Below are 15616 nucleotides of genomic sequence, written 5' to 3' on the forward strand. Positions count from 1 at the left end.
GGACGATCCACATGGGTGATCCAAGGTTGCAGGCACAATCACTGCAACCCATGGTAGTTCAACCGTGCTCCTGATGATGCTGCCCAGCCAGGCGGCGCACTGACTAGACTCAGCCTGGTCTTTCTTTCCCTATGCAGGAGCCCGTGATGAGCATGACTTTTTCCGGCCAGGTCGCCCTGGTCACCGGCGGTGCGGCCGGCATTGGCCGGGCGACCGCCCAGGCGTTCGCCGCAGAAGGCCTCAAGGTGGTGGTGGCGGATCTCGACGTGGCTGGCGGCGAGGGCACTGTGGCGCTGATCCGTGAGGCTGGCGGCGAAGCATTGTTCGTCGCCTGCGACGTGACCCGCGACAGCGATGTGCGCCAGTTGCACGAGAAGATCGTCCAGGCCTACGGCCGGCTGGACTACGCCTACAACAACGCCGGCATCGAAATCGAGAAAGGCCGCCTGGCCGAAGGCAGCGAGGCGGAGTTCGACGCCATCATGGGCGTCAACGTCAAAGGCGTGTGGCTGTGCATGAAGTACCAGTTGCCGCTGCTGCTCGCCCAAGGCGGCGGGGCGATCGTTAATACCGCCTCTGTGGCAGGCCTTGGGGCGGCGCCGAAGATGAGCATCTACGCAGCCTCCAAGCACGCAGTGATCGGCCTGACCAAGTCGGCGGCCATCGAGTATGCGAAGAAGGGCATCCGGGTCAACGCCGTGTGCCCGGCCGTGATCGACACCGACATGTTCCGCCGAGCCTACGAGGCCGACCCGCGCAAGGCCGAGTTCGCCGCCGCCATGCACCCGGTGGGGCGTATCGGCAAGGTCGAGGAGATCGCGTCGGCGGTGCTGTACCTGTGCAGCGATGGCGCAGCTTTCACCACCGGCCACAGCCTGGCCGTGGACGGTGGCGCCACGGCGATCTGACGGGCACTCGAGCGGCACGACCCGCAGTTAGCTGAAAACGACAGGTTCATAGCTATTTGACACCATTCTGACGTCAAGCTCTTGTAGGTACGCCTGCGCCATTGTCACTCTTGCCTTTCGGGAAAACCTGAAGGGCGAGGGGAATCGGCGATGAAGTCGACCAAGCACGGTGGTCTGGGCAACCTGGGCATGGCCCGCAAACTCGGCCTGGGCTTTGCCCTGGTATTGCTGTTGACCCTCGCGGTCGCGGCCATCGGTATCTTCGCGCTGCACAGTGTCGGGCAGCGCTTCGAGGGGCTGCGGCAGATGGGCCAGGTCAACACTGAACTGTTGCGCCTGCGCCAGCACGAGCAGGCGTTCGCCCTGCGCTCGGACATCAAGGAAGCCGACACACTGCGCAGCGGCCTGCAAGGCTTGGTCGAGCGCGTTCGCAGCCTGCCGGCCCTGGCGGCGACAGAAGCGGACCTCAGCGCCTATGGCAAGGCCTTCGATGCCTTCGTCGAGGTCGTGCAGTCCAAGGAACTGGCGCTGGACATGGCCAGTTGGTCGGTGTCCAGTGTCGCCAACAACCTCGATGTGTTGCAGTCGGGGCTGGCCGACGATGGCGCCTACACCCTCAAGCAGTCCCAAGGCGAGAAAGGCACCGAATTCCTTGACCAGGCTGCGCAGGTCTCGCAGGTGTCGCGGCTGATGTTGCAGGCCATGGACGAGGCGCGGGTGCGCCTGGAGAAGGGCCGCAAGGGCGATGACACGGTAGAGCAGGGCCGCATCGCGCAGACCGTCGATGCGGCGGCACTGGTCGAGCAGCTCAAGGCCTCGGTCGATGACCCGGGCTACCAGAGCGTATTGGGGGAGGTGGCCGGGCATATCGCCAGCTTCTCGGAGAAACTCAATGAGTACACTGACCTGCTCGCCAAGGAGCAGGGCATCAAGGCGCAGTTGCAGGCCAGTGCCGAGCAGGTCACCTCGCGTGTCGACCAAGCCTACGCCACGCAGGAGCAGAGCATGCAGGGCGAGCTGACCCGCAACGCCTTGGCCATTGCCATCGCCACGGCCTTGGCGCTGCTGGTGGGCATAGTGGCAGCCTGGCTCATCACCCGCGCCGTGGTCGGCCCGCTCAAGCGGGTGATCGCCAGCGCCCAGCGCATTGCCGCGGGCGACCTGGTGGTCGAAAACCAGGTGGTCGGGCGCGACGAGGTTGGCCAATTGACCTTGGCGATGCAGCAGATGGCCGCAGGGCTGTCCGGTATCGTCAGCGGCTTGCAGCATGGTATCGAGCAGTTGGCGGGCAGCGCACAGGCGCTGTCGGCGGTGACCGAGCAGACCAATCGCGAGGTAGGCAGCCAGAAAGAGGAGACCGAGCAGGTGGCTACGGCGATGCAGCAGATGACCGCCACCGTTCACGATGTGGCACGTAACGCCGAAGAGGCCGCCCAGGCCGCGCAGGATGCCGACGACAAGGTCGAGTCCGGCCAGCAGGTGGTGCGGCGCAGCATGCAGCGTATCGAGCAATTGGCGGACGCAGCGGAAACCGCCAGCGCTGGCATCGACAGCCTGAGTGCCGAGATTCATACCATTGGCGATGTGCTTGAAGTCATCAAGAGCGTTGCCGAGCAGACCAACCTGTTGGCGCTCAACGCGGCCATCGAAGCGGCCCGTGCTGGCGAGCAGGGCAGGGGCTTTGCGGTGGTGGCCGATGAAGTGCGTGCCCTGGCGCGGCGGACCCGGCAATCGACTGAGGAAATCGAGCGCCTGGTCGCCAGCCTGCGCGGCAACGCCCAGCAGTCGGTGACGCAGATTCGCGGTAGTACCGAGCTGGTGCGCCTGGCAGTGGCCGATGCGCTGCACACTGAAAGCGCCTTGGGCAGCATCGCTTCGGCGGTGTCGTTGATCCAGCAGATGAACCAGCAGATTGCCGCGGCGGCCGAGCAGCAGAGCTCGGTGGCCGAGGAGATCAGCCGCAGCGTGACGCAGATTCGTGGCAGCGCCGACCAGGCGGCGTTGGCGATGCGCGACAATGCGCGTTCCAGCGTGGAGCTTGCGCAGCTGGGGGATGAGTTGAAGGGTATGGTCGGGCACTTCCGCTTGTAGTGGTCTGTGCCGGCCCTTTCGCGGGCTTGCCGCGAAAGGGCCGGCACAGGCGAATGAAATTATCCCGTTTTACGTGGGCTCAAAATCATCAGGGTGACCACACCCGCCACGATCCCCCAGAACGCCGAACCAATCGAAAACAACGTCAACCCCGACGCGGTGACCATGAAGGTAATCAGCGCAGGCTCGCGCTCTCGCGCTTCGCCCATGGCCACGCTCAGGCCGTTCATGATCGATCCGAACAGCGCCAGGGCGGCAATCGACAGCACCAGTTCCTTGGGCAAAGCGGCGAACAGCGCTGCCAGGGTGGCGCCGAACACACCGGCAATGCCGTAGAAAATGCCGCACCAGACCGCCGCCGTGTAGCGCTTGGCCGGGTCTTCATGGGCATGTGGGCCGGTGCAGATCGCCGCGCTGATCGCCGCCAGGTTCACCCCGTGGGCGCCGAATGGCGCCAACAGCAGCGAGGCGAGGCCGGTGCTGGTGATCAGTGGCGAGGCGGGTACCTGGTAACCGTCGGCGCGCAGCACGGCGACGCCGGGCATGTTCTGCGAGGTCATGGCCACCACGAACAACGGAATGCCGATGCTGATGGTGGCGGCCAGGGAAAAGCTCGGCGTGGTCCACACCGGTTTGGCCACTTCCAGGTTGAAGCCGCTGAAATCCAGCAGCCCCAGTACTCCGGACAGCACTGTGCCGACCACCAGCGCGGCCAGCACGCAATAGCGTGGCGACAGGCGCTTGACCAGCAGGTAGCTGAAGAGCATGCCCAGCACCAGCAGCGTCCGATGCTGGGCGGCGACGAAGATCTCGCTGCCGATCTTGAACAGGATACCGGCCAACAGCGCCGAGGCCAGGGACGCTGGTATGCGGCGCACCAGTCGTTCGAAGCTGCCGGTCAGGCCGCACACCAGCACCAGCACGGCGCAGGTGATGTAGGCACCGATGGCCTCGCCATAGCTCACGCCGCCCAGGCTGGTAATCAGCAAGGCTGCGCCGGGGGTCGACCAGGCCACGGTAATCGGTGTGCGGTAGCGCAACGACAGGCCGATGCTGCACACCGCCATGCCGATCGACAGCGCCCATATCCATGAGGAAATCTGTCCGCTGGTCAGTCCCGCTGCCTGGCCGGCCTGGAACATCAGCACCAATGAGCTGGTATAGCCGGTGAGCATGGCGATGAAGCCTGCGACGACTGCCGAAGGGGAGGTGTCCGACAAAGGGCGCAGGCGCGTCGAGCTGGCGTCGGTCATGGGGTGGTTCCTTGTACGTGTAAGCAGTTATTGCAGACTACCGTCTTGGCGCGAGAGCCTTGTCATACAGCCGCCATTGCATTTAACCGTACAGTCCCCAACTATTGGCCTCGGATCTGCTACTGCGCGAGAGGGGAAGGGGCGATGTACAAGGTGTATGGAGATGTCCAGTCGGGTAATTGCTACAAGGTCAAGCTGATGCTGGCACTGTTGGACCGCCCTTGTGAGTGGCTTGCGGTGGATATCCTCAAGGGGGAGACCGAAACGCCCGAGTTCCTGGCCATGAATCCCAATGGCAAGGTGCCGGTGCTCAAGCTCGAGGACGGCACCTGCCTGTGGGAGTCCAATGCCATTCTCAACTTCCTCGCCGATGGCAGCGAGTTCCTGCCCAGCGAGCCACGCTTGCGTACCCAGGTGCTGCAATGGCAGTTCTTCGAGCAGTACAGCCATGAGCCCTACATTGCCGTGGCACGTTTCATCCAGTTCTACCTGGGGCTGCCGGACGAGCGCCTGGAGGAATACCGCAAGCTGCACAAGGGCGGCTACAAGGCGCTGAAGGTGATGGAAAAGCAGCTGAAGATGACGCCGTACCTGGTGGGCGAGCAGTATTCGATTGCCGACGTCGCGCTGTATGCCTATACCCACGTGGCGCACCAGGGAGGCTTCGACCTGGCCGATTACCCGGCGGTGCGGGCATGGCTGGAGCGAGTGGCGAGCCATCCGAAGCATGTAGCGATGGGCGGGTAGGCGGCCCCGCTCCTACAGGTTCGATGCCGGGGCCAACACCGCGACGAGTCGGTACCTCAGATCGCCGAGAAGCGCTTGTCGAGATAGGCAATGATCGCCTTGGACTCGTACATCCAGGTCACCTGGCCTGCTTCCTCGATCCGCAGGCATGGCACCTTCACCCGGCCTCCGCCCTCCAGCAGCGCCTGGCGGTGTTGCGCATCGTTCTTCGCATCGCGCAGGGCCACCGGCACGTTCAAACGGTGCAGGGTGCGGCGAGTCTTCACGCAGAACGGGCAGGCATGGAACTGGTACAGCGCCAGGCCTTGGGCCTCTTGTTCGACCTGGGCCTGGGCTGCGGCATCGCGCTTGCGCTTGGCCGGGCGGCTGATCCAGTCGCCGAACACGATGAGCTGGCCGAGGCCAACCCGCAGGGCTTTGACGATCATGGGCAACTCCTGAGCATCTCGGTACGGAAAATAAAAAGCCGACCCAGCGGGTCGGCTTCGAACTACAGGCCGATCACTTGATCAGGCTGAGGAATTCGCTGCGAGTCGCGGCGTTTTCGCGGAATTCGCCAAGCATCACCGAAGTGATCATGCTCGAATTCTGCTTTTCCACACCGCGCATCATCATGCACATGTGCTTGGCTTCGATGACCACGGCAACGCCGGCCGCACCTGTGACCTGTGCGACCGCCTCGGCGATCTGGCGGCTGAGGTTTTCCTGGATCTGCAGGCGGCGGGCATACATGTCGACGATACGTGCGACCTTGGACAGGCCCAGCACCTTGCCTTTGGGCAGGTAGGCCACGTGGGCCTTGCCGATGAATGGCAGCATGTGGTGTTCGCACATCGAATACAGCTCGATATCCCGGACCAGCACCATTTCGCTGTTGTCAGAGCTGAACAACGCACCATTGGTGACTTCTTCCAGGGTTTGCTCATAACCGCGGCAAAGGTATCGCATGGCCTTTGCGGCCCGTTTGGGCGTGTCCAGCAGGCCCTCGCGGGAAACGTCCTCGCCGATCTGGCTGAGAATCGCGGTGTAGTTCTGTTCCAGGGACATGTATCTACCTGTGGGGAAAAAACGCAAAGGCGAAGGTTACGGCTGTGACGGCGGCGCTGCAAGCACGACGTCACTCATCACGGCCTTCGAGCATGGTCCGGCGCAGCATCACGTACACCGCACCGGTGCCTCCGTGGCGGGCCTGGCAGGATGTAAAGGCGAGCACCTGGGGGTGTTGGCGCAGCCAGGTGTTCACGTGGCTCTTGATCATCGGCCGCTTGCCATCCAGGCGCGCCGCCTTGCCATGGGTAACGCGCACGCAGCGCACTTCCAGCTTGGTGGCTTCGGCGAGGAAGTCCCAGAGGGTCTCGCGCGCTTTCTCGACGGTCATGCCATGCAGGTCGAGGCTGCCTTCGAAGGCGACCTGGCCAAGCTTGAGTTTACGTGCCTGGCTTTCCTGCACGCCATCGCGGCGCCACATCAGCTCGTCCTCGGCGCCGACATCGATGACGAACTGGTCGGACATGCCGTCGATGACCAGCGACTGGTCGCTGCGTACCGTGGCTGACTGGCGCAGGCCGGCCAGTTGCTTGCGGTCGGCCTTGGGCTTGCCGACTTCAGCGCGGTCGTGCTGGATCGGCTTGACGCCACGCACTTCGTTGCGGAAGAGGGAAAAGTCATCGTCTTGCATGTGTGCCTCCACGTAGGGCGGCGTAGTTTACGCGAGTCTTTTCCTATGTGCAGTGTTGCGTCGAAAAGCTCAGTCGTGGCGCTTCATCAGGTGCGCAGACAGGTTCAGTTCACGGCTGCGGCGCAGGCGGATGCGGCTGCGCCGCCAGAAGCGTACGCCCAGCCAGAACAGTACCAGCCCGCTCAGGATGAGGCTGATCGACAGGGGGCGGTTGGCATTGAGCTCGGCGAACGCCTGGTAGTTGCCCAGCAGCCCGGCGATGCCAGCCATGGCCAGGAGGATGCCCAGGGTGGCGACCAGGGCGGACAGCCCGGCAGCCAGGCGCGCGCCCCAGTTGCCGGGTTCGCGTTGGCGCAGGCGCTTGGCGTCGAAACTGCCTTTGAGCTTCATTCCGATTTCCTCTGTGGGTATCCGGAATTCGACCTGGGCCCGGCCCTTGGGTTCCGCCCGGCTGCCGGGCGGTCCGCTGCGCTCAGATCAGGCTGGCGGTACGGGCGACGCAGGCGAAGTTGTCGGCCATCACGGCCATTTCGCACTGGTGGATCTGCGCGGCGGGAATGGTCCCGTCCTTGAACGCCAGGTCGCGGGTGGCCGAGGCGTCTTCCACCAGGGTACAGCGGTAACCATAGTCCTTGGCCCGGCGCACGGTGGTGCTGACGCTGGAATGGCTCATGAACCCGCAGACGATCAGGTCCAGGTGGCCGAGCTCCTGCAGCGTCTCGTGCAGCTTGGTGTTCTTGAAGGCATTGGGCATGCGTTTCTCGATGATGATTTCGCCCTCGCGCGGCTCCACGCCAGGAATGAATTCGCCGCGGCTGCCCTGTGGGTCGAACAGGCCACCGACGGTGCCCAGGTGGCGTACATGGATGATCGGGCGCCCGGCCTTGCGGGCGGCCTCGAGCAACCGGGCGATGTTGGCCACGGCCTCGTCCATGCCCGACAGCATCAGAGGACCGCCGAGGTACTCTTTCTGCGCGTCGATGACGATCAGGCTGGCTTGGCCCAGCTTGGCCGGCGGGTAGTCGCGGCCGCTTAGGCGGAACATCGTGGTTGGAACGGACATCAAGGGCTCCTTGGGTAGGGCTTTTCTGCGCCTATTCTCCCTCGCCTCGACGCCAATGTGAATGGTTGACAACGTAAGCGGCGTGGTTACTGGCCTCTGGCTAGCTGGACGGGATCCGGTGGAACATTTCAGCCAGCGGACTGTTAGACTTTCGTCCTGTCTGAAAAGGAGTCACCCGTGATCACATCCCGTCTGCGCACGCTGCGCGACCATATCCGCTGGGCGGTCAGCCGCTTCCATGAGCATGACCTGTTCTTCGGCCACGGTGCCGACAATGCCTGGGACGAGGCCCGTCTGTTGGTGCTGGGGGCTGTGCACCTGCCCTGGGAAATCGCCGACAGCTACCTCGATTGCCAGCTCGAGGACGACGAGCGGGTGCGCTTGCAGCACCTGCTCAAGCGGCGTATCGAGGATCGTGTGCCAACGGCCTACCTGCTGGGCGAGGCGTGGTTCTGCGGGATGTCGTTCATTGTCGACGAGCGGGTGCTGGTCCCGCGATCGCCCATCGGCGAGCTGATCGAAAAACGCTTCGAGCCGTGGCTGGCGCATGAGCCGGCGCGCATTCTCGACCTGTGCACCGGCTCGGGCTGCATCGGCATCGTCGCTGCCGAGGTATTCCCCGAGGCCGAGGTGGTGCTGGGCGACTTGTCATTCGATGCGCTCGAGGTGGCCAATCAGAACATCGAGCGTCATGGCCTGGAGGCGCGGGTCTACACCGTGCAGGGCGATGGCTTCGCCGGCCTGCCGGGGCAGCGCTTCGACCTGATCCTGTCCAACCCGCCGTATGTCGATGCCGAGGACTTCGCCGACATGCCGGCCGAGTACCACCACGAGCCGGAACTGGGCCTGGCCTGCGGCAACGATGGGCTGGACCTGGTACGGCGGATGCTCGCCGAGGCTGCCGACCACCTGACTGAAAAAGGCCTGATGATCGTCGAGGTGGGCAACAGCCAGGTGCATGTCGAGGCGCTGTACCCGGAAGTGGACTTCACCTGGCTGGAGTTCGAGCGCGGCGGGCATGGGGTGTTCATGCTCTCGGCGCAGCAGTGTCGGGACCACCAGGCGCTGTTCAAGGCCCGGGTGTCGCTGAGCTGAGCCTGCGCAGGCCTCTTGGCGGGCAAGCTCGCTCCTGCAGGTATACGCATGCCTCTGTAGGAGCGGGCTTGCCCGCGAACAACGCGCGTCGATCTAGCGGGTAGCAATCCAGATCAGCAACCCCGCCTGGAATACCGCAAAGGCCACCAGGCAAGTGATGGTGAAGCGCAGGCCACTGTCTTCACGGCGGTACTTGGCGACCCGCTCGTCACGTTCGCGCAGCTGCGCGTCCTTCTCCTGCAGCTTCTGCTCGGCCTGTTGCAGCATCGAGGCCGCCTCGATCATGTCGACGCGCTGCACCTTCTCGCTGTTCCAGCCGCCCTTGAGCTGGCCGACCGGCACCTCGACGGTACGCGCCTTGAGCATCTGCCCGTCGGCATACTCCAGCTCCAGCCCGGCGCTGCGCAGCAGGTGGTCGCGGCGCAGGCGCGAGTCTTCGTTGAGGGCGTCCTTGCTTGGCAAGGCCACGCCTTCGATACGGTAGTGCGACCATTTGCGCTGCAGCCACTGGGTGGCCTGGGCCAGCATGTAGCGGCCCAGGCCGCGGTTCAGCGGTTCGAGTTGCAGGCCGGCTTCATCGCCGATGCGTACCACGTGCTGTGCATGGTCGACGCGGATATCCAGCTGGTTCTGCTCCTTGCGCACTTTTTGGCCGGGCAGGCGAATTTCCATGCGCAGCAGGCTGTTGGCCTTGTCGTGGCGCTCGGCGTAGCCGAACTGCACGAAACGCAAGGGCCGGGCGCCGCTGTTGCGGTCGGTTGGCAGGGGCGCCAGGCGCAGCAGTTGGAAATGTTCTGCGGCAAGGTCGGCCCAGGGCTGTGGAGCGCTTTCTGTCGGTTGTTCCTCGGTCGCCTCGGCGGCAGGTGCATCGGTCATCAGGGCTGTCCTCAAGTGCAGGGGGCGGTGACAGTGTCGCCGTCTCATGCCTGCATTATCGGCAGCCCGCGCCCAGACCTGAGCGCAACCTCAGGCCGAGGGCAGTTGGTGAATGAATTCGACCACCCGCTGGCCCAGCTCGCGGGCCAGCGGCAGCTCCGGGTTGAGGTAGCTGTCCCGTTGCAGGTGCATGGCGCGAGGGCTGATGCGCAGCATGTGGTTCATGCCATCGATCAGCGCCAGTTGCGCATCCGGCTTGGCTGCCTTGAGGCGCTCGGCGTCGCTGACCTCGACCTGCACATCGTTGCGCCCCTGGACGATCAGTGCCGGAACCTTGATGCGTGCGAACGCCGCCGCCGGGTCCTGGCGGAACAACGAGATCAGGTAGGGCTGCACAGTGGGGCGGAACACTTCGCGCAGAGGCGTCGGCACATCCAGGCTCGACTGGCCGGCTTGCAAGCGGTCGAGCAGGGCATTGCCGCGCGCCAGTTGCGCCGGTTGCAGGCGTTGGGCCAGTTGCTCGCGCAGCACATCGGCCACCGGTCGACCACTGCCGGCCAGGGAGATCACTGCGCTGGCGCCAGCCTCCTCGGCGGCGAGGCTGGCGATCAAGGCGCCTTCGCTGTGTCCGATCAGGATCAATCGACCGAAACGCGGGTCGGCTTCGAGCTGGCGCGCCCAAGCGATGGTATCGGCGACGTAGCCCTCCACGCTCAGGTCGCGCTCGTCGGGGGCCGCTGGCAGGCTGGCGGCCACGCCGCGCTTGTCGAAGCGCACGCTGGCGATGCCTTCGTCCGCCAACAGCCAGGCCAGGCGCTTGAGGTTGTCGATGCGCCCGGATGCCGGGTTGTTGCCATCGCGGTCGGTAGGGCCGGAGCCTGAAAGGATCAGGGCCACTGGCGGTGGGGTCGCTTGCTGCGGCAGCAGCAGGGTGCCGTGCAGCACGCCGTGACCGGTGTCCAGCTCGATAGGGCGTTGCAGGACGCTGGGGGCGGCCTGGGCGAAGGTGGCGCAGAACAGCAGTAACAAGGCGGCGAGGCGGGGCATGGTTGGGGGTACTGCGTGACGAGGTGAAGTTTGGACCTGTGCCGAGGGCGAAGGTTCGTGGCGGCACTGGCGAAGGCGTCACGCGAATTTCTTCTGCTTTTTTTCTCAAACCCCCGGCTTTCCGTATACTGGCGCCCTCGTTCATTTTCAGGCTGATTCGCGGAGCGTCCATGTCCGGTAATACCTACGGCAAGCTGTTCACTGTCACCACCGCAGGCGAAAGCCATGGCCCGGCGTTGGTCGCCATTGTCGATGGTTGCCCGCCGGGCCTTGAAATCTCCCTGGCCGACTTGCAACGCGACCTCGACCGGCGCAAGCCCGGCACCAGCCGGCACACCACCCAGCGCCAGGAAGCGGACGAGGTTGAAATCCTCTCCGGGGTGTTCGAAGGCCGTACCACTGGCTGCTCGATCGGCCTGCTGATCCGCAATACCGACCAGAAGTCCAAGGACTACTCGACCATCAAGGACCTGTTCCGTCCGGCCCACGCCGACTACACCTACCACCACAAGTACGGCCTGCGCGACTACCGCGGCGGTGGCCGTAGCTCGGCGCGGGAAACCGCCATGCGTGTGGCGGCCGGTGCCATCGCCAAGAAATACCTGGCCACCCAGGGCATTGTCGTGCGTGGCTACATGAGCCAGTTGGGCCCGATCGAGATCCCGTTCAAGACCTGGGACAGCGTCGAGCAGAACGCCTTCTTCAGCCCCGCCCCTGACAAGGTGCCGGAGCTTGAGGCCTACATGGACCAGCTGCGCCGCGACCAGGACTCGGTCGGGGCGAAGATCACCGTGGTTGCCGAGGGCGTGATGCCGGGCCTGGGCGAGCCAATCTTCGACCGTCTCGACGCCGAGCTTGCCCACGCCCTGATGAGCATCAACGCGGTCAAGGGCGTGGAGATCGGTGCCGGTTTCGCCAGCGTTGCCCAGCGTGGCAGCGAGCACCGCGATGAGCTGACCCCTGAAGGTTTCCTCAGCAACAATGCCGGCGGCATCCTCGGCGGTATTTCCTCGGGCCAGCCGATCGTCGCACACCTGGCCCTCAAGCCGACCTCGAGCATCACCGTGCCGGGCCGCTCCATCGATGTCGATGGCAACCCGGTGGAAGTGATCACCAAGGGCCGCCACGACCCTTGCGTGGGCATCCGCGCCACGCCGATCGCCGAGGCGATGATGGCCATCGTGCTGATGGACCACCTGCTGCGTCACCGGGGGCAGAACGCGGGTGTGCACGTCAACACCCCGGTGCTGGGCCAGATCTGATCTGCCTGCGCCCCTCTTCGCGGGCCAGCCCGCTCTTGAGAGGCCTGCGCTGCCCTTGAGAGCGGTGCGGAACCTGAGGAGCGGGCTTGTTCGCGACGAGGCCGACGCAGGCCCTGCACAAGGCCAACCCATGCCGCCCATCCCTTATTGGCGTCTGTCCAGCTTCTACCTCTGCTACTTCGCCCTGCTCGGCGCCACCGCGCCGTTCCTGGCGCTGTACTTCGACCACCTGGGGTTCTCGCCAGCGCGTATCGGCGAGCTGGTGGCCATTCCCATGCTGATGCGTTGCATTGCCCCCAACCTCTGGGGCTGGCTGGGCGACCGTACCGGCCAGCGCCTGTTGATCGTGCGCTTGGGCGCGCTATGCACGCTGATGACCTTCTCGCTGATCTTCCTCGCCAAAAGCTATGCCTGGCTGGCGCTGGTCATGGCCCTGCATGCGTTCTTCTGGCATGCCGTGCTGCCGCAGTTCGAAGTGATCACCCTGGCGCACCTGCACGGGCAGACCGCGCGCTACAGCCAGGTACGCCTGTGGGGTTCGATCGGTTTTATCCTGGCCGTGGTCGGCCTGGGGCGGTTGTTCGAATGGCTGAGCCTGGATATCTATCCCGTGGCGATGGTGACGATCATGTTCGGCATCTTCGCCGCAAGCCTCTGGGTGCCCAACGCCCAGCCGGTGGAAAGCACCGAACGGCGCGGCGCCGAGGGCTTCATGCGCCAGCTCGCGGCACCTGGCGTGCTGGCCTTCTATGCCTGCGTGGCGTTGATGCAGCTCAGCCATGGGCCTTACTACACCTTCCTCACCCTGCATCTGGAGCACCTGGGCTACAGCCGCAGCGCCATCGGCCTGCTGTGGGCCCTGGGCGTGGTCGCCGAGGTGCTGCTGTTCATGCTGATGAGCCGAGTGTTCGCACGTTTCTCGGTGCGTCGCGTGCTCATGGCCAGTTTCCTGCTGGCGTCGCTGCGCTGGCTGCTGCTGGGCAACCTGGCAGAGAGTCCAGCGGTGCTGGTATTCGCCCAAGTGCTGCATGCAGCTACCTTCGGCTGCTTCCACGCCGCGTCCATCGCCTTCGTTCAGGCCAGTTTCGGCGCGCGCCAGCAAGGCCAGGGCCAAGCCCTGTACGCCGCGCTGTCAGGCACCGGCGGCGCGCTGGGCGCGTTGTACTCAGGCTACAGTTGGAAGTTGCTGGGCCCGGGCTTCACCTTTGGTATGGCGAGCCTCGCAGCATTGGCCGCAGCCGTTATCATTGCCGTTCGTTTGCAAGAGACCAGGAACAGCCCCTGATGAGCATCCTCAGTGTTTTCCATAGCGCCAGCCCGCAGCAGCCGAGCAAGGTGCTGACCCATCATGAAGACATCGCCGCGACCCTGGCCGAACAAGGCGTGCGCCTGGAACACCAGCCCCACGACCTGCGCATCCGCCCCGCAAGCGGGGAGCAAGCCGTGCTTGGCGAGGCCCGCCAGTGGCTCGATGCGTTGATGACCGAGCATGGCAGCCGGGCCTATCGCCTGCTCGACCACGATGGCGCCACGTGGGTCGAGGCCGGTCTGCGCGATGAACAAATATACGAGGCCGATGAAGTGTTCGCGGTCATCACCGGGCGCGCCCAAGTCAGCCTGCGCCTGGGCGGGCAGGTATTTTCGGTGCTGTGCGAGAAGGGCGACGTGCTGTTGGTTCCCGCTGGCACCCGGCGTTGGGTCGACCTTGGCGAAACGCCGTTCTGCCTGGCCGTGCGCCTGTTCGCCAGCGAACAGGGGGCCGAGGGACGTGCCACCGGTGACCAGAGTGCGCGGGAATTCCTGGGGATAGAAGCGTTCTGATGCGCTGAAATAGATCGCGGGGCAATCCTCTTCTCACAAAATCCATTCATGAGTGGAGGATTGCCCCGCGAATTGGGGTGCCGCGATCAGCGATAGGTCGGCAGCGCGAAACGTTGCTGGCTTTGCAGCATCGAAATCACCGGCAGCTCACTGGCCTGTTCGGCAAGGTCGCGGCGAATGGCGCTGATGGCCCAGGACAGCTGTTCGGCGCTGTGCAGTTGCGCATAGGACAGCACGCGGCGGGTCACGGTGCCATCGGCAGCACGCAGGGTAAGCTGGATACCGCCATCGGGACGCGGCTTGGTTTCGACCTGGTACGCGCTGAAAATCGAAACGAATTTTTCCTGGATAAGGTCCATATCAACTCCTGGCTGTTGCGTTGGCAGACATGAGTTGAATGTTGCAGTGACCGTGCCAGCGAGTGATCTCTGTAAAATTGCTTGTAAATCAATAAGTTAATTTAATTTCCCGAAGCGTCTTTCGTGCGATTTGCAAGGTCGTGCATTTTGCACAGTGCATTTTGCAATGCCATAGACGCTCTCTACATGGCTCATAGAATCTGAACCTTTGACCCCAGGGTGTGGCCCGACAAGAATTGGGCCCTAACACTGCCAGGAGGTTCAAGATGTCCGACCAACAGCCCAGCACCATGACCGAAGAAGAAAACGCCGCCTTTGTCGACGAAGTGTTCGAGCGTGCCCGCCGCGGCGATGCCGCCATGCTCGAGCGCCTGGTGCTGGCCGGCCTACCGGTCGACCTGCGTAACCACAAGGGGGACACCTTGCTGATGCTCGCCAGCTACCACGGCCACCACGATGCGGTGCGGGTTTTGCTGGCCCAAGGCGCCGACCCGCTGATTGCCAACGACAATGGCCAGTTGCCCATCGCCGGCGCAGCGTTCAAAGGCGACCTGGCGATGATTCGCTTGTTGCTCGAACATGGCGTTCCGGTAGATGCCGCCGCCGCAGATGGGCGCACCGCACTGATGCTGGCGGCGATGTTCAACCGTGGCGAGATTCTCGACTACCTGCTGGCCCAGGGCGCCGACCCCAGTCGCCAGGACGTTCGCGGCGCTACGGCGCTGGTCGCGGCCCGCACCATGGGCGCCAACGAGGCAGCTGCCCGCCTGGAGGCGCTGGCCGGTTAACGGTCGGGGGGTGTTTGCGGCTATCCTTGGCGCCTTTTCAGCCATTGCAGGCCCCCCCATGAAAGACGCGTTGCTCGAATTCATCAGCCTTATCGGCGCCGGCTGCATGCGCGAGCAAGATATCGAGCGCATCGCCGACGAGGCCGCCCAGGCCTACGCCGACCCGGCCGCCTTCCTGGCCGCCAACCCCGACATCAACTACGACGACAGCTTCCCGATCCCGCTGGGTGAGTGGGTGGTGCTCGGCAGCCTGCCGGACACTGTGCTGTTCCAGGCCGACAGCTACCCGGCGCTGTTCCAGTGCATCAGCGACTCGTTCGACCAGAGCGTGGCATTCAACCTCAAGCCCAAACAGCTGGCCCGCACCGAGCCTTTGACGGCGTTGAACCGCATCCAGGTGCAGATGGGGGCTTTGAACAAGGAGGGCGGAGGCTACGTGCTGCTGAACTTCAGCCAGTTGCTCGACGACGAGCTGCAGATGGTGATGGTCGGCCAGCATGACCTGGCGCGGGTGATGGAGTTGGGGGCTGTGCTCGGAATCAAGGTGGAGCCAGCGCTGGAGGCGTTGAAGGTAGCTGTGCACGTCTGATGCGCGTGCACCTTAGCCTGTAGCAGCGGGCCTGCCCGC

18 protein-coding genes and 1 pseudogene are annotated in these 15616 nt (G+C 64.4%); 10 read left to right on the forward strand and 9 right to left on the reverse strand.

Features of this window, described 5'->3' with window-relative positions:
* Positions 1–146: 146 nt before the first annotated feature.
* From RAC97_RS18635 to RAC97_RS18645, 3 genes and pseudogenes are all read left to right on the forward strand, one after another.
* Positions 147–908: an SDR family oxidoreductase gene (locus RAC97_RS18635; RefSeq protein ID WP_375101018.1), complete on the forward strand. Its 762-nt coding sequence runs from the start codon at positions 147–149 to the stop codon at positions 906–908.
* 1005 nt (positions 909–1913) lie between these two features.
* Positions 1914–2138: pseudogene (locus RAC97_RS18640) on the forward strand (HAMP domain-containing protein); the annotation flags it as partial.
* Positions 2136–2999 carry a methyl-accepting chemotaxis protein gene (locus RAC97_RS18645; RefSeq protein WP_375101048.1) on the forward strand — a complete coding sequence of 288 codons (864 nt, stop codon included), beginning with the start codon at positions 2136–2138 and terminating at the stop codon, positions 2997–2999. The pseudogene RAC97_RS18640 and the gene RAC97_RS18645, both read left to right, overlap by 3 nt.
* Positions 3000–3058: 59 nt before the next feature.
* On the opposite strand, the gene RAC97_RS18650 is transcribed toward RAC97_RS18645, so the two are convergent.
* Complete coding sequence (locus RAC97_RS18650) at positions 3059–4252, reverse strand: benzoate/H(+) symporter BenE family transporter (protein ID WP_375101019.1); 1194 nt, start codon at positions 4250–4252, stop codon at positions 3059–3061.
* 144 nt (positions 4253–4396) lie between these two features.
* Between RAC97_RS18650 and RAC97_RS18655 the strand changes: the two genes are divergently transcribed.
* The gene (locus RAC97_RS18655; RefSeq protein ID WP_375101020.1) at positions 4397–4999 is read left to right on the forward strand and encodes a glutathione S-transferase family protein; all 603 of its coding nucleotides are present in this window, start codon (positions 4397–4399) and stop codon (positions 4997–4999) included.
* A 56-nt stretch (positions 5000–5055) separates the two neighbouring features.
* On the opposite strand, the gene RAC97_RS18660 is transcribed toward RAC97_RS18655, so the two are convergent.
* The 5 genes from RAC97_RS18660 to RAC97_RS18680 all read right to left on the reverse strand — a co-directional run bounded on the left by RAC97_RS18660 (position 5056) and on the right by RAC97_RS18680 (position 7740).
* Positions 5056–5427: a glutathione S-transferase N-terminal domain-containing protein gene (locus RAC97_RS18660; RefSeq protein ID WP_375101021.1), complete on the reverse strand. Its 372-nt coding sequence runs from the start codon at positions 5425–5427 to the stop codon at positions 5056–5058.
* A gap of 73 nt (positions 5428–5500) precedes the next feature.
* Positions 5501–6046: a GTP cyclohydrolase I FolE gene (gene folE / locus RAC97_RS18665; RefSeq protein WP_375101022.1), complete on the reverse strand. Its 546-nt coding sequence runs from the start codon at positions 6044–6046 to the stop codon at positions 5501–5503.
* Positions 6047–6116: 70 nt separating this feature from the next.
* The gene (locus RAC97_RS18670; RefSeq protein ID WP_375101023.1) at positions 6117–6677 is read right to left on the reverse strand and encodes a Smr/MutS family protein; all 561 of its coding nucleotides are present in this window, start codon (positions 6675–6677) and stop codon (positions 6117–6119) included.
* Between the two features lie 69 nt (positions 6678–6746).
* Positions 6747–7067, reverse strand: coding sequence for a hypothetical protein (locus RAC97_RS18675; protein ID WP_375101024.1), 321 nt, complete (start codon positions 7065–7067; stop codon positions 6747–6749).
* Between the two features lie 82 nt (positions 7068–7149).
* The gene (locus RAC97_RS18680) at positions 7150–7740 is read right to left on the reverse strand and encodes a cysteine hydrolase family protein (protein WP_375101025.1); all 591 of its coding nucleotides are present in this window, start codon (positions 7738–7740) and stop codon (positions 7150–7152) included.
* 177 nt (positions 7741–7917) lie between these two features.
* Here RAC97_RS18680 and prmB point away from each other — a divergent pair, with 177 nt between their 5' ends.
* Positions 7918–8835, forward strand: a complete 918-nt coding sequence (prmB, locus tag RAC97_RS18685) for a 50S ribosomal protein L3 N(5)-glutamine methyltransferase (protein WP_375101026.1) — start codon at positions 7918–7920, stop codon at positions 8833–8835.
* A 93-nt stretch (positions 8836–8928) separates the two neighbouring features.
* Here the strand turns inward: prmB and RAC97_RS18690 are convergent, their stop codons facing one another.
* Together RAC97_RS18690 and RAC97_RS18695 are read right to left on the reverse strand one after the other, a co-directional pair.
* A complete protein-coding gene (locus RAC97_RS18690) occupies positions 8929–9711 on the reverse strand; it encodes a hypothetical protein (RefSeq protein ID WP_375101027.1) in 783 nt (260 codons plus the stop codon).
* A gap of 90 nt (positions 9712–9801) precedes the next feature.
* A complete protein-coding gene (locus RAC97_RS18695; protein ID WP_375101028.1) occupies positions 9802–10758 on the reverse strand; it encodes an alpha/beta hydrolase family protein in 957 nt (318 codons plus the stop codon).
* A 170-nt stretch (positions 10759–10928) separates the two neighbouring features.
* Between RAC97_RS18695 and aroC the strand changes: the two genes are divergently transcribed.
* The 3 genes from aroC (at position 10929) to RAC97_RS18710 (ending at position 13841) form a co-directional block, all read left to right on the forward strand.
* Positions 10929–12020, forward strand: a complete 1092-nt coding sequence (aroC, locus tag RAC97_RS18700; RefSeq protein WP_375101029.1) for a chorismate synthase — start codon at positions 10929–10931, stop codon at positions 12018–12020.
* Positions 12021–12150: 130 nt separating this feature from the next.
* A complete protein-coding gene (locus RAC97_RS18705) occupies positions 12151–13305 on the forward strand; it encodes an MFS transporter (RefSeq protein ID WP_375101030.1) in 1155 nt (384 codons plus the stop codon).
* Entirely contained in the window at positions 13305–13841 is a 537-nt protein-coding gene (locus RAC97_RS18710; RefSeq protein ID WP_375101031.1) for an oxidase, read from the forward strand. Before RAC97_RS18705 ends, RAC97_RS18710 begins: the two co-directional genes overlap by 1 nt.
* Before the next feature lie 86 nt (positions 13842–13927).
* Here the strand turns inward: RAC97_RS18710 and RAC97_RS18715 are convergent, their stop codons facing one another.
* Positions 13928–14200 (reverse strand): DUF3509 domain-containing protein, encoded by a 273-nt coding sequence (locus RAC97_RS18715; protein WP_375101032.1) that lies wholly within the window; start codon positions 14198–14200, stop codon positions 13928–13930.
* A gap of 266 nt (positions 14201–14466) precedes the next feature.
* On the opposite strand from RAC97_RS18715, the gene RAC97_RS18720 reads away from it, so the two are divergent.
* Together RAC97_RS18720 and RAC97_RS18725 are read left to right on the forward strand one after the other, a co-directional pair.
* Positions 14467–14988: an ankyrin repeat domain-containing protein gene (locus RAC97_RS18720; protein WP_375101033.1), complete on the forward strand. Its 522-nt coding sequence runs from the start codon at positions 14467–14469 to the stop codon at positions 14986–14988.
* 58 nt (positions 14989–15046) lie between these two features.
* Positions 15047–15577, forward strand: a complete 531-nt coding sequence (locus tag RAC97_RS18725; protein WP_375101034.1) for a hypothetical protein — start codon at positions 15047–15049, stop codon at positions 15575–15577.
* Positions 15578–15616: the final 39 nt, after the last annotated feature.

Source organism: Pseudomonas sp. LS_2 (genome assembly GCF_042709235.1).
Lineage (GTDB): Bacteria > Pseudomonadota > Gammaproteobacteria > Pseudomonadales > Pseudomonadaceae > Aquipseudomonas.